The sequence below is a fragment of the Hymenobacter duratus genome, assembly GCF_014698995.1.
Lineage (GTDB): Bacteria > Bacteroidota > Bacteroidia > Cytophagales > Hymenobacteraceae > Hymenobacter > Hymenobacter duratus.
Window position 1 is genome coordinate 307381 of sequence record NZ_JACWZZ010000003.1, and the last position, 25772, is coordinate 333152.

17 protein-coding genes are annotated in these 25772 nt (G+C 58.7%); 10 read left to right on the forward strand and 7 right to left on the reverse strand.

The window, feature by feature from the left end:
* Nucleotides 1–23: 23 nt before the first annotated feature.
* Together rlmD and IC231_RS14825 are read left to right on the forward strand one after the other, a co-directional pair.
* Nucleotides 24–1433: a 23S rRNA (uracil(1939)-C(5))-methyltransferase RlmD gene (rlmD, locus tag IC231_RS14820; protein ID WP_190785278.1), complete on the forward strand. Its 1410-nt coding sequence runs from the start codon at nt 24–26 to the stop codon at nt 1431–1433.
* Nucleotides 1434–1893: 460 nt separating this feature from the next.
* Nucleotides 1894–2268, forward strand: a complete 375-nt coding sequence (locus IC231_RS14825; protein WP_190785279.1) for a hypothetical protein — start codon at nt 1894–1896, stop codon at nt 2266–2268.
* 451 nt (nt 2269–2719) lie between these two features.
* Here IC231_RS14825 and thiL read toward each other — a convergent pair whose 3' ends face one another.
* On the reverse strand, nt 2720–3748 hold the full coding sequence (gene thiL / locus IC231_RS14830; RefSeq protein WP_190785280.1) for a thiamine-phosphate kinase: 1029 nt from the start codon (nt 3746–3748) through the stop codon (nt 2720–2722).
* Between the two features lie 229 nt (nt 3749–3977).
* Nucleotides 3978–5099 (reverse strand): T9SS type A sorting domain-containing protein, encoded by a 1122-nt coding sequence (locus IC231_RS14835; protein WP_190785281.1) that lies wholly within the window; start codon nt 5097–5099, stop codon nt 3978–3980.
* Nucleotides 5100–5476: 377 nt separating this feature from the next.
* Between IC231_RS14835 and IC231_RS14840 the strand changes: the two genes are divergently transcribed.
* Both IC231_RS14840 and IC231_RS14845 read left to right on the forward strand, forming a co-directional pair.
* Nucleotides 5477–6061, forward strand: a complete 585-nt coding sequence (locus IC231_RS14840; RefSeq protein ID WP_190785282.1) for a hypothetical protein — start codon at nt 5477–5479, stop codon at nt 6059–6061.
* Nucleotides 6062–6576: 515 nt separating this feature from the next.
* Complete coding sequence (locus tag IC231_RS14845; RefSeq protein ID WP_190785283.1) at nt 6577–7365, forward strand: MBL fold metallo-hydrolase; 789 nt, start codon at nt 6577–6579, stop codon at nt 7363–7365.
* A gap of 319 nt (nt 7366–7684) precedes the next feature.
* On the opposite strand, the gene IC231_RS14850 is transcribed toward IC231_RS14845, so the two are convergent.
* Nucleotides 7685–9430: a M3 family oligoendopeptidase gene (locus IC231_RS14850; protein ID WP_190785284.1), complete on the reverse strand. Its 1746-nt coding sequence runs from the start codon at nt 9428–9430 to the stop codon at nt 7685–7687.
* Nucleotides 9431–9570: 140 nt separating this feature from the next.
* Nucleotides 9571–10680: a ferredoxin--NADP reductase gene (locus IC231_RS14855; RefSeq protein ID WP_190785285.1), complete on the reverse strand. Its 1110-nt coding sequence runs from the start codon at nt 10678–10680 to the stop codon at nt 9571–9573.
* Nucleotides 10681–10952: 272 nt separating this feature from the next.
* Between IC231_RS14855 and IC231_RS14860 the strand changes: the two genes are divergently transcribed.
* The gene (locus IC231_RS14860; protein WP_190785286.1) at nt 10953–11639 is read left to right on the forward strand and encodes a peptidoglycan DD-metalloendopeptidase family protein; all 687 of its coding nucleotides are present in this window, start codon (nt 10953–10955) and stop codon (nt 11637–11639) included.
* Nucleotides 11640–11724: 85 nt separating this feature from the next.
* Here the strand turns inward: IC231_RS14860 and IC231_RS20375 are convergent, their stop codons facing one another.
* Nucleotides 11725–12873: an ABC transporter permease gene (locus tag IC231_RS20375; RefSeq protein ID WP_211539090.1), complete on the reverse strand. Its 1149-nt coding sequence runs from the start codon at nt 12871–12873 to the stop codon at nt 11725–11727.
* 114 nt (nt 12874–12987) lie between these two features.
* On the opposite strand from IC231_RS20375, the gene IC231_RS14870 reads away from it, so the two are divergent.
* From IC231_RS14870 to IC231_RS14880, 3 genes are all read left to right on the forward strand, one after another.
* Nucleotides 12988–14244, forward strand: a complete 1257-nt coding sequence (locus tag IC231_RS14870; protein WP_190785288.1) for an exo-beta-N-acetylmuramidase NamZ family protein — start codon at nt 12988–12990, stop codon at nt 14242–14244.
* Nucleotides 14245–14320: 76 nt separating this feature from the next.
* Nucleotides 14321–15283, forward strand: coding sequence for a methionyl-tRNA formyltransferase (gene fmt / locus IC231_RS14875; RefSeq protein WP_190785289.1), 963 nt, complete (start codon nt 14321–14323; stop codon nt 15281–15283).
* 124 nt (nt 15284–15407) lie between these two features.
* Complete coding sequence (locus IC231_RS14880) at nt 15408–15893, forward strand: dihydrofolate reductase (RefSeq protein ID WP_190785290.1); 486 nt, start codon at nt 15408–15410, stop codon at nt 15891–15893.
* Between the two features lie 92 nt (nt 15894–15985).
* Here IC231_RS14880 and porU2 read toward each other — a convergent pair whose 3' ends face one another.
* Nucleotides 15986–21118, reverse strand: a complete 5133-nt coding sequence (gene porU2, locus IC231_RS14885; protein WP_190785291.1) for a putative type IX secretion system sortase PorU2 — start codon at nt 21116–21118, stop codon at nt 15986–15988.
* Nucleotides 21119–21179: 61 nt separating this feature from the next.
* Nucleotides 21180–22280, reverse strand: a complete 1101-nt coding sequence (locus tag IC231_RS14890) for a putative type IX sorting system protein PorV2 (RefSeq protein WP_190785292.1) — start codon at nt 22278–22280, stop codon at nt 21180–21182.
* A gap of 417 nt (nt 22281–22697) precedes the next feature.
* On the opposite strand from IC231_RS14890, the gene IC231_RS14895 reads away from it, so the two are divergent.
* Entirely contained in the window at nt 22698–23063 is a 366-nt protein-coding gene (locus IC231_RS14895) for a PadR family transcriptional regulator (protein WP_185889498.1), read from the forward strand.
* 49 nt (nt 23064–23112) lie between these two features.
* Nucleotides 23113–25680 (forward strand): PspC domain-containing protein, encoded by a 2568-nt coding sequence (locus IC231_RS14900; RefSeq protein WP_190785293.1) that lies wholly within the window; start codon nt 23113–23115, stop codon nt 25678–25680.
* Nucleotides 25681–25772 lie beyond the last annotated feature (92 nt).

Consider the following 25772-nt stretch of genomic DNA (forward strand, 5'->3'; position numbering starts at 1 on the left):
AAATCCGTGGTTATCTTTGTCCGGTGAGAAAATCCGTTAAAAACATCCCGGCGGAGCTGCTCCGCGAAGTCGAAATTACCGACATGGTGGCCGAGGGCAAGTGCTTGGTACGCCGCGAGAACCTGGTCATCTTTGTGACGCAAGTGGCCCCCGGCGACGTGGTGGACCTGCGCGTGACCAAGGCCAAGAAGAACTTCCTGGAGGCCGTGCCCACGCACTTCCACAAGTATTCCGAGCTGCGCGTGCAGCCGTTCTGCGAGCATTTCGGTACCTGCGGCGGCTGCAAGTGGCAGCACCTGGGCTACGAAACCCAGCTCAAATTCAAGCACCAGCAGGTGGCCGACACCCTGCAGCGTATCGGCAAGGTGGCCCTGCCCGAAATCCTGCCGATTCAGGCCTCGCCCGACCAGACCTACTACCGCAACAAGCTGGAGTACACCTTCAGCCACAACGGCTGGCTCACCAACGAGCAGATTGCCAGCGGCCACAACTACGAGCGGCGCGTGCTGGGCTTCCACACCCCCGGCCGCTTCGATAAGATTCTTGACATCAACCACTGCTGGCTGCAGCCCGACCCCAGCAACCAGATCCGGCTGGCCGTGCGCGACTACGCCCTGGAGCACGACCTGCCCTTCAACAACCTCGTGACCCAGGAAGGCTTTCTGCGCAACCTCATCATCCGCACGGCCAACACCGGCGACCTGATGGTGATTCTGCAGTGCTACTACGCCCATGACGCGCTGTTTCCGCTGCTGGATTTCCTGCACGAGCGGTTCCCGCAAATCACCTCCCTCAACTACGTGCTCAACGACAAGGGCAACGAAACCTTCCACGACCTGGAGGTGGTGTGCTACAAGGGCGAGCCGCACATTCACGAGGAAATGGAAGGCCTGCGCTTCCGCGTCGGCCCGAAATCCTTCTACCAGACCAACTCCGAGGGGGCCTTCAACCTCTACAAAATCACCCGCGACTTCGCCCAGCTCACCGGCTCGGAGCTGGTGTATGACCTCTACACCGGGGCCGGCACCATCGCCAACTTCGTGGCCCGCCAGGCGAAACACGTTGTGGGCGTGGAGTATGTGGAATCGGCCGTGAAGGACGCCTACATCAACTCCGAAATCAACGGCACCACCAACACCGAGTTCTACGCCGGCGACATGAAGGACGTGCTCAACGCCGAGTTCATCCAGAAGCACGGCCGCCCCGACGTCGTCATCACCGACCCGCCCCGCGCCGGCATGCACCCCGACGTAGTGGCCCGCCTCCTCGAAATGCGCGCCCCCCGCATCGTCTACGTCAGCTGCAACCCCGGCACCCAGGCCCGCGACCTGGAGCTGCTGGACGAAGCGTATAAAGTGGTGAAAGTGCAGCCCGTGGATATGTTCCCCCATACCCACCACGTGGAGAATGTGGTGCTGCTGGAGTTGCGGTAGGCAGTCCTGTTTGGTAAAAAGTCGAAACGTCGTGCAGAGCTACAGCCTTGCTTCCATTACTGCTTTCGTTATCGGTTGGGCAGCAATGCAACTTGCAGCGTTTGCATGTATGCTTATCGATAGCCAGACAAGCCTATTTTCGGATATACGAGGAGCATTATTCCTTGCTACAGTTACTTGGTTTACCAGCTTAGCTTTCAACGTTATCTGCATCCAGTTACCAAGAAAATACATCAAGCTATTAGCCTTGAGGATAAACACTATTTCATTTGGATTTTTGACGAGCCTTTACGGCTTAGCAATGTTTACCCTCACTTTCTTTTCTATCATTTTTAGAGAGGCTTCTGTATCCGCTACCACAGTTACCCAGGTACTGATGATACTGTCTGCTATTAATGGGTTTGCCTTTGGAATATCATTTCGCCTATTGTGGAAACCTACCCAAACTGAATAAGGACACATGGACTACACCAACGACCCCGAACTGAACGGCAAGTACCTCGGCACCATCACCAAGGACTTTGCTACCGTTTCCGATACGCTGAGCGAAGCTTCCTCGCAGATTCGCAAGCGGGATATTTCCAAGTACCCCATCTTCGTATTTGCCCGCCAGGAGGTGCCGCTGGGCGGCCTGCTCATCAACGCCGACGAGCTGAACCTGGAGTGGCACGTCTTCGCCAGCTACCTGGAGCTGTTCGTGCAGCAAGGCATCGTGGGCCAGGACGGCATCGAAGCCTTCCAAAGCACCTACCGCGACCCGAACGAGTACTGCTGCCTGTTCGTGCTCGACGAGGAGTTCACCAACTTCGTCTACATCCCCTACCCCGAGGACTGATCCACAGAGTATGAGCACTAAAAAGGGCTTGCCTTCTGGCAAGCCCTTTTTAGTGCTCATAGAGTAACAATATATCCTTATACTCAGGTTCGTCAAGGTGCTGCTCTAAGTATTTTCTTATTGATTCAGACTTGATATCTACCATGCGCAAACAGAAAACATTATTTCTGAAATGCGTCCTCGCTACATCATGCAGCGCTTGATATAAATTCCAGCTAATTAGCACGTGCCATGCACCAATAGATTCTGCTTGCTTTTCAGCCTGTTCCCATGCATCAACTAGCTGTTACGAATAAAATCCGCTTGGCTCAATATAATATCCATCCGAAATATCAATTTCAGATAGATACAAATTCATTCCCTCCTTTACTATTAGTTCAAAGCGCACGACAGTCTCAAAACGACACTACTTTGACTAACTGCAATTTCGTTGGTTGAGCTAAGCCACGGTTCAGAAATGGTTGAACCCCTGGACCCGCAGCGGGATGGGCTGGCCGGCTTTGGTGATGAGATTGGTGCCTTCGCTCTTGGCTACCATGTGGCCGATGATGGTGATATCGGGGTGGTTCTTGATTTTGTCGTGGGCGGAGAGCGGGACGGTGAAGAGCAGCTCGTAGTCCTCGCCGCCGTTGAGCATGCACATAATGGGGTCGAGGTTGAATTCCTCGGCCACTTCCAGCGTGGGGTTGGCAATAGGCAGGTTTTCGGTGAAGATGCGTGCACCGGTCCCGCTGGCCTGGCATAGGTGCAGCACTTCGGAAGCCAGCCCGTCGGAAATATCAATCATGCTGGTGGGCACCATGCCCAGGTCGCGCAGCTCGTGCACCACGTCCATGCGGGCCTCGGGGCGGAGCTGGCGCTGCAGAACGTAGGGATATTTATCCAGTTCGGGCTGGGTTTCGGGGTCAGCCTGCCAGGCTTGTTTTTCGCGCTCCAGCACCTGCAGGCCCAAATAGGCCCCGCCCAGGTCGCCGGTGACGCAAAGCAGGTCGTTGGGGCCGGCTCCGCTGCGGCGCACGGCTTTACCGGCCTCCACCTGGCCCAGCGCCGTGATGCCAATTGTGAGGCCCGAGCGGCTGCCGGTGGTGTCGCCACCTACTAGGTCCACGTTATAGGCTTCGCAGGCCAGCCGAATACCTTCGTAGAGTTCCTCTACTGCTTCTACTGAGAAGCGCGACGGCACGCTCAGCGCCACTACAATCTGGGTGGGCAGGGCATTCATGGCCGCCACATCCGACACATTCACGGCCACAGCCTTGTAGCCCAGGTGCTTGAGGGGGCAGAACGTGAGGTCGAAATGCACGCCTTCCACCAGCAAATCGGTGCTGATAACCAGCTCCTGCCCGGCTGCTGGAGCCAGAATAGCCGCGTCGTCGCCGATGCCAAGGATGGTGCTGGGTTGGTTGAGTTGTACAGTATCCTGAATACGGCGGATCAAGCCGAATTCGCCTACTTCATCGAGAGGAGTGACGTCGCTCATAAGATCAGTGAGTTGAAAAAATCGGGTAGCCGGGTCTGCCTGCACTGTGCAAAAACAGATGCGGCTACAGCAAGCAAAGGTACGTAACTGCGCCTGAGCCCCGCTGCTACGGTTGGCGTGGCTTGCAGTAGAATGTATAAACAAAAAGGCCGCTTCTCAGTGGAAGCGGCCTTTCAGGTAGACAATGCAGAAGCGAAATACAGATGACGCCTCCGATTTTGTCAGTCGTTTACTTCACCATCAGCTCTTTGTAGAGCGTAGTCTGACCATCCTTCGACACGAACTGTACGAAGTACAGACCGGCTTTCAGGCCCGAGATGTCGAGGGTAATTTTCTCGGAAGCCAAGCCCTGCGGCTGAGCTGAGATGCGCTGGCCAAGGCCGTTGAGCACGACAATAGAACCCACTTTTACATCTTTCAACTCGATGGTAGCCGAGCCGCTAGCGGGGTTCGGATACACGCTGATGCCGTTGTTGAATTTCTCCAGAACTTTCAACGGACCGTAGGTGCCGAAAGGGCCAGTGTAGTCGTTGTGCTCACCGAGGCGCGAGTAGCTCTGGCCAGCGGGGTTGGAGGTGCCTCCGGGAGGGAAAGCAAAGCTATACGCTTCCCACTGGTCGGCAATATTGTAAGAAGCAACGGCTGGATTGACACGAATGCCCGACGAAACCGACGCCCGACGCATCAGCGACTGGTTGGCCGAAGCTACCAAAGGCTGTACGCTCACACCGTTCACGATAACAGGAGCATCAGCGGGGTTGGTACCGCTCCACTGGCCCGTGCCCGTACCGCCACCCGATGGCAGCGGCTGGTTGCCGATTACACCAAAAATATCCACCAATACTGCCGTGCCAACGCCAGCCGTGCCGCCCGTCCAGCGTACCAGACCCAGAGCGTCGTCGCCGTTGAAGTAGGTTACGTTGCCGGTTGGGGCACCGCCCTGGCTGATGTAGTTGGCTCCGTTGGTGTTGTAAGGGGTAGCACCGCGCTGGTTGGCTTTGGTGGTGAGGTCCGTGAGAGTGGCCTCGCCATTAGCGTACACGAAAGCAGCGGCCGAGTTCAGCGTGTTAGCGCCCGTTGTGCGCATCAGACGCTCCTCGTCCACTGGGGTAGTGCTGCCGTTGGAGTAACGACGGATGGAGTAGGCATTCAGGTTAACAGCTGCCGTGGTAGGGTTGAAAATCTCCACTGCCCGCTCGTTGCCGGTTGAGTTGGAAACGCCGCCATTGTAGCTCAGGCCCGACTGGTGAGCTCCTTCGTTGTACTCCGAGAGAAACAATTCGGTGCCCTGGCCACGGGAAGTAGCAGCCGCCAGCAGCAGCGCCGACACCAGTAAGTAATTCTTTTTCATGTAAGGGGGAAGTGAATGTTTGACTGAACCGGCCTCAAAGATAAGGACTTTGGCCGGGCTTTATACGTTACCAAATGATAAAGGGGTTGCCCTATATTGCTGTAAGCATACTGATTATCAGCGCCGACCGAGATGCAACCATGTTAGAATTTCTTTACGACCAGCAGCTTCTTGTCCTTGGCGGAGGCATACAGCACGTGGTAAGTGTAGTCTGCGTCGTTTTTCCGGCCCGTAGCCTTATCATGCGGAAATAGCACAAATGCCGTTATCCGGTTGGCATACGAATCCGGTTACAGCCTGCATATTTGTTGGCTGGTTGTCAGTATTCCGGAACCTCCTCTGCTCATAGCTTGTCTGTTCGACACTTATTTAGCCCTATGAAACACACGCTTTGGCTGGCTCTTCTGCTGGCTGCTGTCCTCACTGCCTGCAACCGTACTCCCAAACCCCTCGACCCGGCTTCTGCTACTGCTGCCAGAGCGCAACTGGATGTGCTGCGCGACTCCGTAGACACCCGTTGGACCCAGATGATGGCCAGCGACGACGCCAAAATTGTTGCTACTGCCCAGATACTAAGTGAGCTGGAACGCAACCCTACGGCCAACAAAGAGCAGCTACAGCAGCTCAGCCGCGCCAACAGTCGCCTCAAGGCCCGCCGCTATCAGCAGCTTACCATGCAGTCGACCCAGATAGACCAGTATGATATGGCGCAGGACTCGCTGCTGACTTCGCTGCGCGGAATCCTAACGGCAACCGGACCAGGCTCCCCTAACACGACGGTCCGGAATACCTTCGACACCATCGGCGAGTACGACGGGCAGGTGGTAGGCTACCGCGTGCAATATGACCGCGCCGCCAAGCAGTTCAACAACTATCTGCTGCTGCACCAGAGTGAATTGCAAAGCCTAGGAGGTAAGTACAAGCAGCTCGCGCCGCTGCCGCTGTTTGAGCTACAGGAATAGCGGATAGATTCACATCACCAAAAAAATCCCCACTACAACCTGTGCAGTGGGGATTTTTAGCTTTGTGCGAATTCAAAGGGAAAGGAAATTTGAGACCCATGCAACCTAACTATTCATCTACAACTCTTTAGTGAAACCGCCCCGGATACGGCGCATTGCGCCGCATTTTGTATGGTTGAGTTGGTTGTGGAAAAGGCGACCGGAATATTCCGGCCGCTTTTTTACGTTTTAGGAGCCTTGCCAATCAGACACGCCCAACCTCATGGCAGGCGGGCCGCTAGCTAGAGTAGCGCCGTGACACTTGTGGCTGCCGCGGGGCAGCATCAGCAGAAGCCGCGGCATACTACTATACGGGCTCTATGTTTCCTGCCGGCCGCCGTTTTCTCTGGCCTGAACTTGTGGCGGGCGGCCCGGTTATGGTTGCGGTTTTTGAGAAGAGGCGCTGCTTCGACAACGCCCCTGCTCCCCCCTCCGCAACCAGACTCCTGATTCTTACCCCACCGAAACCCAAACAGATGAAGCTTACTTTTGCCCTCACTGCCGTGCTGGCTGCTTTTGCGGTTCAGACGCAGGCCCAAACTGCCACTCCCGCTACCGCGCCGCGTGTGCCCGCCGACCAGATTACGACCAAAAAGGGGCCGCTTACGGTGCAGCCCATCACGCACGGCAGCGTAGTGCTGACGTGGAATGGCCAAACCATTTACGTGGACCCCTACGGCGGCGCGGAAGCCTATGCCGGGCTGGCCGCGCCCGATGTGATTCTGATTACCGACATCCACGGCGACCATCTGGACACCAAAACACTGGCGGGCCTTGCTGTGGGCAAAGCGCTGATGATCGTGCCCCAGGCCGTGGCCGAGAAGCTCCCGGCAGAGTACAAAACGCAGGCACGCATCCTGCGTAACGGCCAGCAACTCGACACGCTGGGCATGAGCGTTTCGGCCATTCCGATGTATAACCTGCCCGAAGCGGCAGACGCCATGCACCCCAAAGGCCGCGGCAACGGCTACAGACTGAACCTGGGAGGCAAAAATGTATACATCTCCGGCGATACCGAAGACACAGCAGAAATGCGCGCCCTCAAGAACATCGACGTGGCATTCGTGTGCATGAATCTCCCTTACACTATGGATGTGCAGCAGGCGGCGCAGGGCGTGCTGGCCTTCAAGCCCGGCATCGTGTACCCCTACCACTACCGCGGCCAAAGCGGCCTGAGCGACGTGGCGGCCTTTCAGAAAACCGTGCGTGCGGCCAATAAGAAAATCGACGTTCGGCTGCGCAACTGGTACCCGGCGGCTAAATAGCGCATCTTACCCCCGACGAACATCCTGCCGAGCAATTAGCTCAGCAGGATGTTCCGGTGTTTCAAGGATTGCCCGGCGAGCCACTTCTGCTGAGCGACGGTTCGGAAACGCCGACACCAACGGCTCAAAGCATATACCTACCGCCCAGTGATATGGGTGACCCTGCTTTGGATAAGTTGTGGAAGCAGGAATAGTAAGCAAAGTTGTCTTGCCGCCGGGTTCAAAAAAAGACCAGCCACGTATGTAGCTGGTCTTTTGCTATAGAATCCCTTTTTCGATGCGACGGGAATACTCCGGCCGCTTTCTTTACATTTTTCTGCTACAGCTTCGCCATTTCGTCGCGTACGAAGTCGGCGAGGGTACGCAAGTAGCTGGTGCTGAAATCGAAGCGGATGCCGGCAGCGGCGTAGATGTCGCCGATGGGTGCGGTGTAGCCCAGCGCCAACGCGCGCTTGTACGCGGCGAGGCCTTCCTGCGGATTCTGGCGGTAGTTGCGCCACACCGCAATGGCCCCAAGCTGTGCCATAGCATACTCAATGTAGTAGAAGGGCACCTCATAGAGGTGCAACTGCTTCTGCCATAGGTACGGCTTGAAGCCTTCCAGCCCTTTCCAGCTCACGGTCCGTTGGTTGAACTCGTCGAAAATCTGCTGCCACTGCTGGTGGCGCTGCTCCTCGGTGTGTTCCGGATTTTCGTATACCCAGTGCTGAAACTTGTCGATGGTGGCCACCCAGGGGAAGGTTTCCAGCACGCTTTCCAGGTGGGTTTTCTTGGCGCGGCGCAGCTCGTCGGCGTCCGTAAAAAACACGTCCCAGTGGTCCATGCTCATCAGCTCCATGCTCATGGAGGCCAGCTCCGCCACTTCGGATGGCGGGTGCTTGTCGGCACCCAGCGGCAGGTTGCGGGTCAGGAAGGAGTGTACGGCGTGGCCACCCTCATGCAGCATCGTCACGACGTCGCGCAGGGAACTGGTGGCATTCATGAAAATGAACGGCACGCCGGTTTCATCAAGCGGGTAGTTGTAGCCGCCGGGCGCTTTGCCCTTGCGGCTTTCCAGATCGAGGTGGCCCATCTGGCGCATGGTGCGCAGGCAGTCGCCGAGGTATGGGTCGAGGCGCTGAAACACGTCGATGGTTTTCTCCAGCAGCTCCGCCCCTGTTTCAAACGGCCGCATGGGTGCTTTGCCGCTTACATCTACGTCCAGGTCCCAGGGGCGCAGCTCGGCCAGCGCCAGATCCTGGCGGCGCTCCAGGTCCAGGTCATCAATCAGCGGCACGACGGTTTCGCGGATGGCCTGGTGGAAATTGCGGCAGTCCTGCGGGGTATAGTCGAAGCGGCCCAGCGCCGCAAACATATAGTCGCGGAAGTTGGGAAAATCGGCATTTAATGCCATCTGGTGGCGTAGGCCAATCAGCTCGGTGTAAAGCGAGTCCAGCGGCTCGGCGTCGCGGAGGCGGCGGGCCTGAATGGCGCGGTAGGCCTCTTCCCGCACGGCGCGGTCGGTGTTTTTAAGCCGGTCGGCAGCGCGGGGCAGCGTCATTTCCTCGCCATCCAAAGTCACGGTCATGGCGCCAGCAATAGCAGCATATTGCTGCTGCTTGGTGCTGATGTCGGTTTTGAGCGGAATATTTTCGGCCCGGTAGATTTCCAGCGCCTGCCGCACCGAGCGCAGAAACACGCGGTACTTCTCCTGGTCTAGCTCCGGCAAAAACTCCGACGCCATCATTTTCTCGTTCAGCGCGTGGTCGTAGGGGGCTATGTTGGGCTCAATCTCGCTGACAAAAAACTGAAATGCCGTGCTCCGCTGCTCGTCCTGTGTGTCGCAGGTCATGCGGATATAGCGCCAGGCGAGGTCCTCGCTCAGCACCGATTCCAGTTCCGAACGGTCGAGCAGCCAGCGCTCCAACTCCGGACCAGAGGCAATAGACCGGTCGCGCAGCTCAATAAAGAAGGGCTCCAGAGTTGTCCAGTCCGTTACGGTAAACTCTTCGGGCAAATAGTGCCGGGGCGGGCGCTGCGTATCGGTAGCGGATGCCACCGGCAGATCGAGGGAATTCGTTGTCATAAGGAAGAAGATACGAGGAAATGTCGGGCGCGATGCCGCATCTTTTGTGAGCTGAGTGACACCGTACGCTATGCTGGCCCAATGCCCTGCGGCAGGCATTGCTGTTGCTACATAAGACCAGAACGCCTTCTTTCGTTCAGTTAGTCAATTTCAATAACGACGTCGCGGGTCAGCGGGTGGCCCACACAGACTAGTACGTAGCCCTGCTTCATTTCCGAGTCGGAAAGTCCTTCCCGTTCATCCAGATGGACTTTACCCGAGAGGCACTTGCCACGGCAGGCGGTGCACAAGCCAGCCTGGCACGAGTACGGCAGGTCAATGTCTAGGTCGAGGGCGGCTTCCAGAATGGTCTGGCTGGGCTTCACCTCAAACTGGTACTCCGTGCCCTCATAATTAACGGTTACGGTGCGCGTTACAATCTGGCCGTCATCGTCGGCGTCCGACACGTCGCCATGGCCGTTGGGCTGGGCAGCAGCGGCTTCCTGCGTGTCGGCGGCAGCCACAAAACTCTCGCGACGGATGCGGCTTTCGGGCACTCCCAGCAACTCCAGCGCCGATTTGGCTTCGGCCATCATGCCATCAGGGCCGCACAGGAAGTATTCGGCCTGGACAGGCGGCATCTGGTGGCGCTGCTCCAGAATACGCAGCAGCATGGTACGGTTGAGGCGGCCGGTATGCTGGTGAGCGGCTACCGGGCCAGTGGGCTGGCTATAGACATGCTCTATCTGCAGGCGGCCGCCGCTTTGGGCTTCCAACTGCCGAAGCTGCTCAGCAAAAATCACTGATTCCTCGTTGCGGTTGCCATACACGAGCAGCACCTGGCTACGGGGCTCGTCACGTAGCGCGGCCTTTAGCATGCTCATCAGCGGGGTGATGCCCGAACCAGCACCGACCAGCACCAGGGAGCGAGCTGTACTAGGGTTGGTGCTGAGCGTGAAGTTGCCGAGCGGGGCCATGGCCTCCAGCTGCTGCCCTACGCGAACGGTATCAAGCAGATAGTTACTCACGAGCCCCCCCGTCACGCGCTTCACCGTCACGGACAGGCGCGGTGCTTCACTGGGCGTGCTGCTGAGCGAGTAGGCGCGGCGCTCTTTTTTGCCGCCGGGTCCGCAGGGTAAAATCAGGGTCAGGAACTGGCCCGGGGCACTGGCAATGGTCTGGCGGCCGGGAGCTTCCAGATGAATCGTAACGGCGTCGGGGGTTTCCTGGGTGAGGGCCACGACGGTAAGCGTAAGGTATGGACTGCTCATTAGAATTGGTAGGAGCTTGGAGTCTTGAGGACTGGGAAACAGGGCTGCAAAGTACGTGATTCTACAGCGTAAGCCTTAGCTTGCGCTACGAATACGCAACGTATAAGATATTGCCGTTTGGCCTCATTTCGATGCCACAGGGCTGCAGCGTTGCGTATCGGAACCTGCTTATCTACACTCCAACCGTACTGTGCGGCGCGTGGTTTTCCCTCTTGCCAGCTCCGCGCCGGAATGCTCACAGCACGGCTGCTTTTCCGTCTTTTCTCTCTCTTATGCTCTCCGACCTGCTTGAACGCCATCAGCACGAATTTGGCCCGGTGCTGCCCGTCGATCTGAACGCTCCTGATGTAGCGCGCCTCGATTTTACGGCCGCCAATCCGCTTATCCGCGACGCTGATTTGCGCGACACAGCTGCTTTCGAGGCGCTGGTAGCCCAGTTGTTGGCCAACAAGGAGGCACACATCGGCGTGGGCGGCTACCTCGAAAATCGGGTTATCTACCGCCGCAGTCCCGGCCTGTTCGGCGACCCGGCCGTACCGGCCCGCTCCCTGCACCTGGGCGTGGACGTGTGGCTACGGGCTGGTACGCCGGTGCTGGCCCCGCTGGATGCTACCGTGCACAGCGTGCAGGACAACGACAACTTCGGCGACTACGGCCCAACTGTTATTCTGCAGCACCAGTTGGAAGGCGACACGTTCTACACGCTGTACGGCCACCTGAGTCGCCGCGAAACTGCGCTGCTGCGGCCCGGCATGGTTATCGAGAAAGGCCAGACGTTTACGGAAGTCGGCCCCGCCCCCGAAAACGGCGACTGGCCACCGCATCTGCACTTTCAGGTAATTGCGGACATGCTGGGCCTGAGTGGCGACTTTCCCGGCGTAGCGCTGCCGGAAGAGCAGGAGAAATGGGCGGCGCTTTGCCCCAACCCAAACCTGATTCTGCAGAGCCAATGGCTATAGACTCTCACTATCGCACTGGGCGACTGCGTCTCCGGGGTACTTCCTGGAGGCACAGTCGCCCAGTGCGTTGATGAAGGTGTTGCCTTTAGTCGAACTTGATGGCCGTAACGGGCTTGATGCGCGAAATCAGATACGTCGGAATCAGTACTGCCAGCAGCGAGGTGGCAAACACGGCAGCATTGAGAATGATGATGATATTAGGGTCCCAGAAAATCGGCACCCGGTCCATGTAGTAGTTCTCCGGATCGAGAGGAATGAGGTGGGTGTAGTACTGCAGGGCGCAGAAACCCAGCCCCACCAAGTTGCCAAACAGCATACCGCGCAACGTCAGACTCAGGCCCCGGAAAAAGAACATGCTCCGGATTTGGCGGTCGGTAGCGCCAATGGCCTTCAGCACCCCAATCATATTGGTGCGCTCCAGAATCATGATGAAGATAGTGGCCACCATGTTGAAGGTAGCGACGAAGATGATCAGGATCAGGAAGATGATAACATTGCGGTTGAGCAGCTGCAACCAGTCGAAGAGCTGCGCATACTGGTCCGTTATCTTGTCCAGCTTCAGGTCGTAGCGCAGGTTTTCGTAGAGGTTCTCCGCCACCGGATCCAGACGGTTGAAGTCCTTGAGCACCACTTCCACCCCACCCACCAGCGAATCGGGCCAGGCATTCAGCTCCCGAATCTGGCGGATGTCGCCAATGACGTACACCTCGTCAAACTCGTCCAAGCCGGTCTGGTAGATGCCTTTCACCGTGAACTTGCGCACCCGTGGTGGGTTCTGAATGAAGTAGAACAGCGCATCGTCGCCGACTTTGAGCCGGAGCTTATCGGCCACTTTGCGCGAGAGCAGAATTTCGTTGCTGGCCGTAGAATCGGGGAAGCTCAGAAACTTGCCGGTCAGCAGATTCTCGCGCATTGGTGAGCGGCCATCTTCCTCCGAAATGCCTTTGAGCACGACCCCCAGCACTTCTTCTTTGGTTTTGATGATGGCCGTTTTGCGGGCGAAAGGCTGAATCGTCTGCACCTGCGGAAAGCGGTGCAGGTCCTGCACAAGGCGTGGCCCACCAATCGGCTCTACTTCCAGCGAGTTGTTGGTGTCATACTTGCTTATCTGCAAATGCGCACCGAAAGAGAATATCTTACTCTGGATTTCGTTGCGAAATCCTTCGAGGATAGCAAAGGACACAATCATCACGGCAACGCCCATGGCAATGCTGATGATGGCTATCTTTGTCACCGACGAGGTAAAAGACCCCGAGTCGGCTCCGTCAATCTTGTGGGATATGTACCGCGAGACGTTCACTGCCGTAAAGCTACGCGTCTACAATCAGTTTCCTAGCTTCGTTTCCTGATGCCTCTAGCCAATCTTGCCAGCCTGCTGAGTACCACTTTGTTGCTCGCCAACTGCAGCGCCACCCCACCTGCCCAATCGGCCACCACCTCCTCCGGTGCGGCTCCCTCAGCCACAGTGGTTTCGCCGCCGCAGGTGCTCACTGAGCCCGCTCCGGCCGCCACGCCGCTGCAAGTAGGGGCCCAACAGTTCGGCCGCTACCTGCCCCAGTTGAAAGGCAAGCGCGTAGGACTGGTAGTGAACCAGACCGCGCTGGTCGGGCGGGCTTTTCTGGTCGATACGCTGCTGGCGCAGGGCGTGCCGGTAAAGGTGATATTCGGGCCGGAGCACGGTTTCCGGGGCGAAGCCGCCGATGGGGCCACGATTAAAGACGGCAAAGACGCCCGTAGCGGCCTGCCGGTGCGCAGCCTCTACGGCGCCACCAAAAAGCCTACCCCGGAAATGCTGGCCGATGTAGACGTGCTGGTTTTCGATATTCAGGATGTGGGCGTGCGGTTTTATACTTTCATCAGCACCATGCACTATGTGATGGAGGCCGCCGCCGAACAGGGCAAGGAAGTCATCATTCTGGACCGTCCCAACCCCAATGGCTGGTACGTAGACGGGCCCGTGCTGGAACCGCAGCACAAGTCGTTTGTGGGCATGCACCCTATTCCGGTGGTGCACGGCCTCACGGTAGGCGAGCTGGCCCAAATGATAAACGGCGAGAAATGGCTGGCCGGAGGCAAGCAATGCAAGCTTACGGTAGTGCCCGTGGCGGGCTATACCCACGCCACCCGCTACGAGTTGCCGGTGCGCCCCTCCCCCAACTTGCCCAACGCGCATTCGGTAATTCTCTACCCCACCATCTGCCTGTTTGAGGGCACCGACGTGAGCGTGGGCCGCGGCACCGACATGCCGTTTGAAGTTATCGGCGCGCCTACACAACCGACTACGCGGTCTTTCCGCTTCACGCCCAAGCCCAATACCGGCTCGCCCACACCGCCCCAGAACGGCAAGCTCTGCTACGGCCTCGACCTGCGCCAGACCGGCAACGACGTGGGTTTTACGGTGAAGTATCTGCTGGATTTCTACCAGCAAAGCACTGCCAAGGACAAGTTTTTCGGTAAATACTTCGAGCAGCTGACCGGCACATCTACTGTGCGCCAAATGGTTGTTGCGGGCAAGACGGAAAAGGAAATCCGGCAGAGCTGGGAGCCGGCGCTAGCCCAGTACAAGGCCATGCGTAAGAAGTACCTGCTGTATCCTGAACAATAGCGCACCAGTCCGTAGGGTAGCCAGCTCACTCATCGTTTCACGCTTCGCGAAGCTAGACTTCGCGTCACTATATCGTATGCCTCTCCGAATTATTTTCATGGGCACACCCGAGTTTGCGGTGCCCACGCTGGACGCGTTGCTTAGCTGGGAAGGCTGCCAGGTAGTGGCCGTGGTGACGGCGCCCGACAAACCGGCCGGGCGCGGCCGGCAACTGGCGGAGTCGGCAGTGAAGCAGGCGGCCGTGCGGCACGGGCTGCCGGTGCTGCAGCCCACCAACCTCAAGTCGCCGGAGTTTCAGGCGGAGCTGAAGAGCTACGCCGCCGATTTACAGGTGGTGGTAGCATTCCGGATGCTACCTGAGGCCGTCTGGAACATGCCGCCGCAGGGCAGCATCAATATCCACGCTTCCCTGCTCCCGCAGTACCGAGGCGCGGCACCCATCAACTGGGCCCTCATCCATGGCGAAACCCAAACCGGCGTCACGTCCTTTTTCCTGCGCCACGAAATTGATACCGGCGACCTTATTTTTCAGGACATCGTGCCTATTGCCGATGAAGACGATTTCGGGACGCTCTATGAGAAGCTGAAAACGGCTGGCGCGGCACTGGCCCTGCGCACTGTGCAAGCCATTGCGGCCGGCACGGCCCCTAGCCTGCCCCAGCCGGAAAGCACCGAGTTGCGGGCCGCCCCCAAGATTCAAAAGGAAACCGGCCGACTGGATTTCAGCGAACCGGCGCCGGCGCTGGTCAACCGCGTGCGGGGCCTCTCTCCCATTCCTACGGCCTTCACCCAACTGCCCGACGGCCGTACGCTCAAAGTATTCAAAGCCCAACCCTTCGACGATGAGGAAGCCAGCGGCCCCGATGCGGGCGGTGCCGGCACTTGGCACACCGATGGCCGCACCTACCTGCGCGTACAGACTGCCGCCGGCCTACTCGACCTGCTTGACGTGCAGTTAGAGGGCAAAAAGCGGATGCCGGTGCAGGAGTTTCTACGCGGTTTCAATGCAGCAGCACTGGCACAGAAGTCCGGCGAATAGGCTCTATGCTGTCTTTTGCCGCGCTGGTTAGGAGCCCGCAACTACTTAGCGCAGCAGCTGCCTAAAACAACCCGGCCCAGAGTAGACTTGTCAAGTCTACTACCACTTTATAAAACCAGATTGAATGCTCGCATTTGTAGTGGCCATTGCTGAAAACAACGTCATCGGAAACGATAACCAATTGCTCTGGCACCTGCCCGACGACCTGAAACACTTCAAGCGCCTTACCCAGGGCCACCCCGTCGTGATGGGCCGCCGCACATACGAAAGTATCGGCCGGCCGCTGCCCAACCGCACTAACATTGTAGTCACCCGCCAGGCCGACTGGCAAGCGCCGGGCTGCGAGGTGGCATACTCCGTGCCCGATGCGCTGGAGCAGGCGGCCCGGCTGGACGAAGAAGTTTTCGTCATTGGGGGAGCTGAAATTTACCGCCAAGCCCTGCCCGCCGCCGACGTTATTTACCTGACGGAGGTGCATCATACCTTCGAGGGCGACGTGGTGTTTCCGGAATTGAACAACACCGAGTGGCGCGAAGAGTCGCGGGAGCGGCACGAGCCGGACGAGAAGCACGCCTACGCCTTCAGCTTCATGACGCTGCGCAGAAGATAGGCAGCTACTGAGTCAAGCAGCAGTAATAACCATAAAAAGGGCCGCCCACATGGGCGGCCCTTTTCTATTTCCGATACAAACCTGCTGCGCTCTTAGCGCAGTATTACCAGCTTGCCCCAGTCCTTTTTGAAGGCCCGGCTGTCGGCTTCGGCATTGGAGGCGCGGCGGCTGAACTTGTTGCCGGGGTCGTCCATGATGACGCGGTACAAATAGGTCCCGTTAGCCAGCCGGTCACCGTACTCATCGGTGCCGTCCCAGGCGTATTCCGTGATGTTGTTGCCGATGCGCAGCGGCCCCAGCTCCGCCATCATGATTTCCTTCACCACCCGGCCCGTCAAGGACAGAATCTGAATCTTCATGTTCTGCGGCATCTCGCTGCCGGTCAGCGTAAACACAAAGCGGGCTTTGCTGGTGATGGGGTTCGGGTAGGGATAGATGTTGGTGATGGTGGACTCTTTCACGACCACAAACGTTACGCGGTAGGGCTCCGAGCCGGCGGCGTTGCCGGTGGCGTCGCGGCCCTGCACTTCCAGCGTGTAAGTGCCATTGTCCAATGCCTGCTGGCCGCGTCCCATTTCCACCGTCAGGCGGGCCATGCCTTTCGTCGAGTCCGACTCAAAGCGCACGTTAGCTCCATTTAGGTTGATAGGAACCGGCGTAGCCTGGCCGGGCGAGGTCAGCAGCAAATCGAAGTGGCTCTGGTCCTTGATGCGCCGCAGCCGGTCATCATCCTTGAGCTGCACCACAATGGTAGGCGAAGGCGACACAATGTCCCCGTTGAGGATGTGCTGGCCATCGAAGGCCACATCCAGCACCGGCGGCGTGTTGCGGCCATCTACCTGGAAGGCAGGCAGCGTCAACTCGTTGTTGAAGTAGTATAGCTCGGGCAGGGCCTTAGGCTCGCGCGGCGCAGTCGGCCGCGGATTCACGATGACGTTGCCACTGAGTGTGCCGGCCATGCCCACCACATTCAGCTTCGCCTCAAAGCTAACTTGGCTGTCGGCCAGCAGTGGGCCGCCGGGAACATCTATTAGCTGCGTGCGGGCACTGGTGTTGTCGCGCACCGTAATGCGGGCTTTCATGGGGCCGCTGAAGTTGATGTTCGAAACGTTCTGGAAAACCACCGGTACCGTAATGACACCAGTTTCGGTAGCCTGCCGGGCCAGCGTGGCGGCGTCGTAGGCGGTAGCAGGTGTGGCCAGGTCGCGGCGTACAATGCCTTCCGGAACGCCTTCGTAGGTCACGAGCCACTGCTCCAGCTGCGGAGCCGTGCGGTTCACGGTGTCGCGCAGGGTCAGCATCAGCTTCAGATATGGATACCGGGCGGCCGAAATACCAGCCAGCGCTAGGTTCCGGTTGGTGACATTGGGGTTCAGTACCGTTTCGACGTCCAACGTATCGATGCCCACCAACTGCAGCGTGTAGGCATCGGAAGCATCGGGCGTGCGCACCGTATGGAAGAGGTTCTGCCACTGCCGCGCCGGCCCGATGCGGGCAGACGTGACGGTGCCGCTACCGGCGCGAGTCTGAATTTGCCCGTTCAGCGTGATGACCTGATTGGCGCGGGGTGTAGCGCTAGCTGGGTCCGCAGTGAGCTCCTGCACGGGGCGGGCACCGGGGCCTTTCTGCACCAGCAGCGCATACGGGTCGCTGTCCTGCAGGGTGTTGATGCGGGTGGCTCCCAACGAGGTCAGCGTAGCTTTTAGCGAAGCACTGAACGAGGTAAAATTCACCTTGTTCACCGACAGCAGCGCCACATAGTCGCCGGGGCGTACGTTGGTGAGCAGTGTTTGTAACTGGGCCTGGCGGGCAGGCGTGTTGATGTTGTCGGTACCAGACAAGGCGAAGTGGTAAAAGCGCAGATTGCCCTGCCCGCAGGAATCGTAGGTTCCGCCGCCCACATTGCGCACGGGCCGTAGCGTCTGGCCGCTGAATACGGCCACAATAATATTCGGGACTCCAATGCTGCAGTTGCCCACGAAAGGCGAAGTGGCCGCCGTAATACCGTCGGTTATCTGGTTGAAAGTAGGCGCAGCACCGGTGCCGCCACCTCGTGTCACCATCGTCACGGCCTGGCTTACATCGGCGAAGTTCCAGCGGCCCGAGGGAGCGGCTACATCTACGTTGGTCAGCTGGTCGCGCTTGAACTGGCCGTGGTGGCTCTGCGACCAGCCGCCGGGGCTGCCCGGAATCACGCGGAACGAGCTGGTGGCCCAGTCGCCGTTTTCGTTCAGCGCCGGGTCAGGTGTCTGGAAGCGTAGGCGCCAGTACCATACCACACTATCGCGGCCAGCCAGAGCAGGTAGCGTGGGGCGCCAGTCAGGCAGCAGCGTCGTTGTAATGGTGCGGGTTTGCTTGATAGCCGGGCCGCTGTTGAACGTTGGTACCGTGTCCAGTTCCATTTCATAGACGCGGGAGGCGCCACGCGGGTCGTTGGTCTGGCCTACTAGCCGCAGGCCGGTAGCCGGAACAATGGCAAACTCCGGCGGCCAGAGCGTCGTGACACCGCCTTGCAGGAAGTTGAAGCAGGCCTGCCCCACGTTGTTGGTTTCACTCAGCTCGTCTATCCGCATGCGGTAGTCGAGGGCTACTTCAAAGCAGTTTTCCCCGAACACGTTACCCGAATTAGGCAGCACGAAAGCGTACGTTGTGTCGCGCCAGGCCTGCCGCACGGTATAGGTAAACACGTCCGGCGTGCGGGTGCCTGTGCTGGTAGCCGGGTAGCGCCGCGTCACCCGGATATCGAGCGAATCGTAGGTGATTTTGCCGGGATTCTTCACGTTCACCACCACCTTCAGGTCGGGAGAAGCCGCCTGCAGCGGGCCGGTATTGTTAGACAATACCTGCACGTTGCCGGTCTGATTGGCAATGAAGTCGGGTTTTTCGGGTGAGTAGAACCGCAGCGCCGGGTCGCCGAGCCACACCGTCATCTGGCTCAGCGCAATTGAAGATGACTGCCCTACAGAGGCCACCATACGGCGCGCCGCTTCTGCTTGTAGCACCGAAATGGGCTTGCCATACCACGCAGGCTCGTTGAAGGCAACTTTGTAAAATTCGGTGCTAAAGGCGTCTAGGTCGTAGGCAAAGGCCTCATCGGAAGCGGCCATAAAGCCTATTGCGCCTTTGTTAGCCGAAAAAATCCAGTTTTCGGAAACCACTTTTGAGTAGTTCCGCCGGTCCACGGCATTAGCAGCGCAACCATTGAGAAGAAATACTGGGTATTTGCCGGGGTTGTTGTAGCCTTTACCCGGTTCCGATGGGTCGCCAAAATTCAGGTCGAAAGTGGTAGTAGAACCGTGCCCAAAATAGGTCACGAGCGAAACACCTGCATTTACCTCGGGCGCAATAGTGATATTGACGGGTAGGTTGCTGCCGCCAGACTGCCCCCGCCGGTAAGTGTTAACCACTTTTCCGCCAAACAGCGGGCGTTCGGCCAGCCGTTTGTATTTGTCGACGTAGCCCTCAAACTCTGCGTACTCATCCACGTCCTTACCTCCTGCCAGATGCAAGATATTCTTGCGCCACGGCTCCGGCCCTAACGCTTCATGCGTTTTGAGTTTGTCCAGATAGTTGATTACGTCCTGCGGATTGGTAGCCGATAAGCGCCCGGTGGGCATACGGGGCACATAGCTGTTGTTTTCCCAGTCAGCCGACAGAAAATTATCCGAACCGCTTCGCGTGCTGGAGGGTATCAGGTCAATTTCGAAGTTGCTGCCGTTGCGGAAAGCCTCCCCTACTATTAATCCTTTGCCTAGTAGCAGCAGGTAGTTGGTTTGAGCTGCCGGCGAGTTGGCCAGTTCCCACCGCACATAGTTGCGCACCTGGTCCACTGACCTCTCACCGTAGTGAAATTGATTGCAGAGCTGCTCAGCCGTCACCACTACCGTGTCGTAGCGGCCGCCGGCCGTGGAGGCCCGGTAGTCGGCGTAGGCCCGCACAGGATTCACCCCTCCCACCGGACGCATCAAAATCTTGCTGCTAACGATGAGGAAGTTGGAGTTGGCCGCATTCAGGGTTCGGAAACGAACCGGCTTAGCTGGCCGGGGCAAGGAGGCCACTGCTTCATCGGCGAGGAGTAGCGTCCGAGTCCGATTGCTGGCATCCGGAAATACGTAGCCCCGCCGCTGACCGCCCAAGCTAGTTCCTGCTATCCGTTGCGCATTATAGGGGTCCGTTACGTCAAAACCAGCGACAGTCGCCGGAATGGAATCTAGGGTATAATAAGCCGGGCCGGTAAGGGTGGAGTCGTTGGCAAATTGTATGTGCTTGCGGCCCGCAAACCAGCGGCTGGTTTGCGCATACATGTAGCGGGCATATGCTACTCTGAATCTGTTGTTGTTTCCTGCAGGGGAGCCAGTGGCAGTAAACACAAGGTTCACTCTTCCACTGGCATCTATATCTGCATCCTGCAATGGCAGGCGCAGCCGTTGCTTTCCATAGTTTGTTAGCGCAGCCGTACCCAGAAAACGCGTGGCAGTGCCCCCCGGAATAGTGACGGACACGTCCACAGATCGTTGCCCGGGCCACGCTCCTACCAGTAGTACCTCCACTACCGGCCGCGGGCCAGTGGCACTACGGCTCCAGAGGGAATCTGTAAGAGCTGCATTTGCCGCAGCCGCAGCAGATAAGTAGCCTTCTCCTGCTTCGCCCCAGGGTTGGTAGACAAAACTGGCGTCGTCTACATAGGCAATCCTGGAAGTGAATAAGTCCAGCTCGCGCGCCATCCGGTGTGGGTGGGGCGCGGCTGTAGGCGCAACCGTCGGTTGGGCCATGCGCCGGCCGTTAGCAGTAGCCGACCATGTAAGAAAGTACGCGGCGGTGTCGGTATACAGGCTATACAGGTCGTGGGGCTGGGTGGCGGTGCCTCCTTTGTATAGGTATTGGTCCAGCTTGCCGTCGTTGCGCTGGCCGTAGAACTCGAAGTAAGTGGTAGCATCCAGCGCGGTCTGGTTGCCGCCCCCGAATATGGCCACTTCCCGGCCCCGCCGCCACAACTGAATCCGCTGCGGGTTCACGCCGCTGATGCCGGCCTGCGTCAGATATTGCTGATCGAGGCGATAGAGCCCGTCCTTCAGCACCTGAATCTTATAGTACTGCTGGCTGGGCACAATCCACTCGTTGCCGAAGGGCGCGGGAGCCTGGGCCAGAGCTGGCCGGAAGGCCACTAATGCCAGCAGCAGACTGCACCAACTCACCAGAAGCCGGACGCGGTAGTGTTGTTTCATATTCTAACCGTAAAACGATATGCTCAGGAAGGTACTTCCCTTATTTCCTCAGGTTTGGGCCCTACTTGATGCCGTAGCCCAACGAAACGATGATGTTGTTAGTTTGGCTGCGTCCGCCCAGCTTTTCAATAGCCAGCTGCGAAAGCGCCACATCCAGGCGCAGGCCGCTCAAGGCCACACCTACCCCTAGGCTAGGCTGCACTTTCCACTCATCGGAGCCGGTAAAGGCTTTCACCTGCTGGATGTTACTCACGCCACCGCGCAGAAACACTAGGTTCTTGTAGCCGATTTCCAGACCCGCCCGCGGATCAATACTCACGGCTTTGCTCGATATCAGCGTATTGCGCTGGCCATCGGTGGTCATTTCCAGGTCTACGGCGGCTAGGGCCGTAAACTCGCCGGGCAGCTGAATCAGGCGGCCTACGCCCAGCACAAACCGGGGCAGCGTTATTTCGGTGCTGTTGGCCGGAATGTCGGTAGAGTCGCCGGCTACGGGGCGTAGCCGCTCGGAGTTGATGGACCAGGCATTCACGGTGGTGGTAATGTCGCGGGCCATGAGGCCAAGGCGCCAGTTGCCTTTGTCGTACTGCATGCCGGCATCAATACCGAAGCCCCAGGCGTTGGCAAACTCACCGATGTTGCGGTAGATAACCTTCGCGTTGGCGCCCACTTTCAGTCCCTCGATGTTGCCGATGCGGCGGGCATACGAGAGCATCACAGCATAGTCAGCCACGGAGAAGTACCGGATTCGGTCGTACTGGATGTAGCCGTACTCATTAATCAGGTCGCGGGTATCGGCAATATCATCGACGCCGAGGCGCACGGCGCTGATACCGATGGCGCTCTGGTCATCGAGCGGCATAGAGAAGGCCGCATAGTCGTTCTTGACGATGCCCGAAAATAGCTCGGAGTGCATCAGCACGGCATCATACTTGGTTTTCTGGCTGAGCAGGCCGGCCGGGTTCCAATAGCCGGCCGTAGCGTCCTGCGCCAGACTCACCTGCGTTTTGCCCATGCCCAGGGCCCGTCCCCCGACACCGATGTTGAGAAATTCGTTGCTGTACTTGGGCGTGGAATCCTGCGCGGAGGCCACCTGAGGTGCCAGGGTCAGCGCGCCACTCACACCGAGCAGCAAGGGAGCAATACGGAAAACGTGCGACATAGAAAATGAGCTAAAAACGGGTAATCCGCTTCACAACGCAAGGTACTAACTAATAGTGCGTCGCGCGCGCGAAGCCTGCACAAACCGCACCACGTGGCGGCCTGCAGGATGGTTTCCGAAATTTTTCCGGAGCAAAGAGGGCCGGTTGTCCTCGGTTCCGGAGCTACGGAATTGCCCCTCCGCCAGATTTGCACCGGCGTTGTATCGGAGTTTTTTGGCTCTTCGGGTCCGCCGGACATGCAGCAGCCGCTAAACCGCAGGGCCGCTTAAACAAGCAAATAACTATCAATCAAACATATACCAACAAAACCAAATCAAAATATCATTTTCTCAAAATATTTTTCACCCAGTACCTTGCGTTGCATAGTACCTTTTGCTACCTTTGACTTATTCTTCACCGACTACCGCCTCAAGCCCATGAAAGTTGAGAACACCCAAGTGCAGATGCGGAAAGGCATCCTGGAGTTCTGCATTCTGGAAATCATCGCCCGCGGCGAGGTTTACGCGTCGGACATGCTCGAAGAGCTCACCCAAGCCCGCATGATTGTGGTGGAGGGTACGCTCTACCCGCTGCTGACGCGCCTCAAGAACGCCGGCCTCCTGGATTATACCTGGAAGGAATCCATGAGTGGCCCGCCCCGCAAGTACTACACCCTCACCGAAGCCGGCACGGAGTTTCTCCAGCAGCTGCGCCTGACGTGGGAGGAAGTCGAGGATTCCATTCGCATTATCCGGACCAAGCCTTCCGCCAGCGGGAGCCCCGAACTGCCGGTCGTACTGTAACGACCAGCTCCCTCTCCCGATTTTTTTCCGACTAGTTGCAGCAACTGAGATGAAAAAGAATATCAGCATCAACCTCCAAGGCATCATCTTCCACATCGAAGAAGATGGCTATGAAGTACTGAGCCGCTACCTGGCGGAAGTAAAAGCCCACTTCAGCGGCTACCGCGGCCACGACGAAATTGTGTCCGACATTGAAGGCCGCATTGCCGAAATCTTCGCCGCCCGCCTCTCCGACATGAAGCAGGTGGTGTCGCTGGAGGACGTGCAGGCCATGGTGGCCAAAATGGGCCGCGTCAGCGACTTCCAGAGCGCCGACGATGCCGAGGACGATGACGAGCTACTGGCCGACGCCGTAGCCAGCGGCACCGCCCAGGGCACCTACGCCGGCAGCAGCCGCGCCTACAGCAGCACCAACCCCGGCGCCGGCGCAGCAGCCACTCCGGAGGAGCCCCGCCAGCTGTTCCGCGACATGAGCCACCGCAAAATTGCGGGTGTGTGCGCCGGTCTGGCGCAATACTTCCGCATCAGTGCGGTGTGGGTGCGGCTGATTGCGCTGGCCTCGCTGCTCTCGCCGGTCATCGGCGACTTCATCGGCTTCCTGCCAGGCGTGGTTATCGTGTCGTATGTTGTCCTGTGGATTGTGCTGCCCAAGCGCTACGACTCGCCTGAGCCCACCGACGGCACCGAGAAGCAGTTGTTTCGCGACACGGATACCGGCAAAATCGGTGGGGTATCGGCCGGTTTGGCCGCCTATCTGGGCACCGACGTTTCGCTGGTACGGATTCTGTTTCTGATCGGAATGTTCGTTGGCTTCGGCCTGATTCTCTACATCATTCTGTGGATTGCGGTGCCGGAAGCCAAAACCGTGGCCGACCGGATGCGGATGCGCGGCGATGCCCTGACGTTGTCGGGCATTGCCAGCAACGCCCGCGACTATGACGACACTACTGCCGGCAACCGCCGGCCGCTGGGCACTTTTTTCGAGGACCTGGCCAAGGCGCTCAACCCGCTGCTGAGCTTTGTGGGCACTGCCATCCGCATTTTTGCCGGCGTGATGCTGTCGGTCATCGGGTTTAGCCTGCTGGTGGGCTTTACCATCACGCTGGGCGCGGTGCTGGGCCTCATTCCGGAGTCCCAAAACCCGACCTTCGGCGACGCTAGCTTCCTGAAGCTGCTGGAGGAGCAGCCCACCTGGGCCTGGATGGCCGGCTACGCCGCCACCGCTATTCCATCCTTGGCGCTGCTGCTGATTGGAGTAGGGTTGCTGCTGCGCCGGGCTCTTATCAGCCGCATGGTAGGCTGGTCGATGTTTGGCCTGTGGCTGCTGAGCATTATTGGTGTAACGGTGGCAGCAGCTCGCCAGAGCCGCGAGTTCCAATACAGCGCCGATGTAGAGCAGACGGCCCGCTACGCTGGCCTCACGGCCCCGGTGCTGCGCCTGGAAACCCGCCGCGTCGAGCGTGACTGGGATCAGCACGTTGATGTGCGGCTGGCTGCCGCTGACAGTGGCCAGGTAGTGGAAGTGCTCCAGCTGATTTCGGCCAAGGGCGCTTCTGAAGCCGAAGCCAGCCGCACTGCCGCTACGTCGGTGGCCTACACAGTTCGTACCCGCGGCGACTCCACCCTGATTCTGGACGACCACTTCTCGTATCAGCCCAACGCCCGCTTCCGCGACCAGGACGTAGAGCTGACCCTGCGTTTGCCCCGCGACCGGACTTTCCGCCTGAGCGAAGCCACCGCCAACTGGCTCGGTGACGACAACTTTGTTGGCGACACAACGCCCGACGAACCCGAAAACTACACTTACCGCCTGCGCGGCAACAAGCTGGAATGCATCGGCTGCCCCCCTGCCGATGAGCAGGACACCGATGAAGACAGCGCGGATTACGAGGACGGCAACGAGGACAGCGGCGTAAACATCAACCTCAACTTCGGCAAGGTTCAGTCCTTCGACACGGATGAAAATGCCTACGGTTCCGGCCGGCAGCGCTTCACGGAATCAGACTTCGACCAGGTCAACATCGTGGGGCCCTACCGCGTGGTGCTGCGCCAGGGCAATGATTTTGAAGTGAGAGCGGCCGGCAACGGTCGGGCCCTGCGCGACCTGAAAGTAGACCGCGAAGGCAATGAGCTGCTGATCCGCCCCCGAAACCGCAACCTGTTCGACTCACGCCGTGGCAGCAACGAAAAGGTGCTCATCACCATCACCATGCCCGAGTTGAACATGCTGAAACTGGTGGGTGGCAGCCGGGCCGACGTGAGTGGCTTCAACTCCGGCGACCTGCAGGTGCAGCAGGCCGGGGGCAGCCAGCTTCGCCTCGATGCCAGCCTCAACGACCTGGACCTGGACCTAGCGGCCGGGTGCCGCGCAGCCCTGCAGGGCAGCGCCGACAAGCTGAGTATTGACGGAGCCGCCGGCTGCGAGGTTGCCGCCGCCGACTTCACGGCCCGCCACGCCGACGTGGACTTGGTAGGCGGCAGCAAAGCCCGCCTGCACGTGACCGAGTCGCTCAACGCCGCCGCGGTGGGTGCCAGCGTGGTGGAATACAGCGGAAACCCCGGCAACGTTGACAAGGACGCCGTGGGAGCCTCCAGCATCCGCTCTATCCGCGACTAGCCGCAGCTTCTGCCGGTAATGTTTGCCTGCAAGCCAGCATCTTATCCGCTTAATCTGTATATTTCCTATTCTTCAGGCAACGCTGTTACCCG

Excerpts from the sequence above, each read along its gene's own strand:
- IC231_RS14825 (WP_190785279.1), top strand. The coding sequence starts at position 1,894 with ATGGACTACACCAACGACCCCGAACTGAACGGCAAGTACCTCGGCACC.
- thiL (WP_190785280.1), bottom strand. The coding sequence starts at position 3,748 with ATGAGCGACGTCACTCCTCTCGATGAAGTAGGCGAATTCGGCTTGATC.
- IC231_RS14835 (WP_190785281.1), bottom strand. The coding sequence starts at position 5,099 with ATGAAAAAGAATTACTTACTGGTGTCGGCGCTGCTGCTGGCGGCTGCT.
- IC231_RS14840 (WP_190785282.1), top strand. The coding sequence starts at position 5,477 with ATGAAACACACGCTTTGGCTGGCTCTTCTGCTGGCTGCTGTCCTCACT.
- IC231_RS14845 (WP_190785283.1), top strand. The coding sequence starts at position 6,577 with ATGAAGCTTACTTTTGCCCTCACTGCCGTGCTGGCTGCTTTTGCGGTT.
- IC231_RS14850 (WP_190785284.1), bottom strand. The coding sequence starts at position 9,430 with ATGACAACGAATTCCCTCGATCTGCCGGTGGCATCCGCTACCGATACG.
- IC231_RS14855 (WP_190785285.1), bottom strand. The coding sequence starts at position 10,680 with ATGAGCAGTCCATACCTTACGCTTACCGTCGTGGCCCTCACCCAGGAA.
- IC231_RS14860 (WP_190785286.1), top strand. The coding sequence starts at position 10,953 with ATGCTCTCCGACCTGCTTGAACGCCATCAGCACGAATTTGGCCCGGTG.
- IC231_RS14870 (WP_190785288.1), top strand. The coding sequence starts at position 12,988 with ATGCCTCTAGCCAATCTTGCCAGCCTGCTGAGTACCACTTTGTTGCTC.
- fmt (WP_190785289.1), top strand. The coding sequence starts at position 14,321 with ATGCCTCTCCGAATTATTTTCATGGGCACACCCGAGTTTGCGGTGCCC.
- IC231_RS14880 (WP_190785290.1), top strand. The coding sequence starts at position 15,408 with ATGCTCGCATTTGTAGTGGCCATTGCTGAAAACAACGTCATCGGAAAC.
- porU2 (WP_190785291.1), bottom strand. The coding sequence starts at position 21,118 with ATGAAACAACACTACCGCGTCCGGCTTCTGGTGAGTTGGTGCAGTCTG.
- IC231_RS14890 (WP_190785292.1), bottom strand. The coding sequence starts at position 22,280 with ATGTCGCACGTTTTCCGTATTGCTCCCTTGCTGCTCGGTGTGAGTGGC.
- IC231_RS14895 (WP_185889498.1), top strand. The coding sequence starts at position 22,698 with ATGAAAGTTGAGAACACCCAAGTGCAGATGCGGAAAGGCATCCTGGAG.
- IC231_RS14900 (WP_190785293.1), top strand. The coding sequence starts at position 23,113 with ATGAAAAAGAATATCAGCATCAACCTCCAAGGCATCATCTTCCACATC.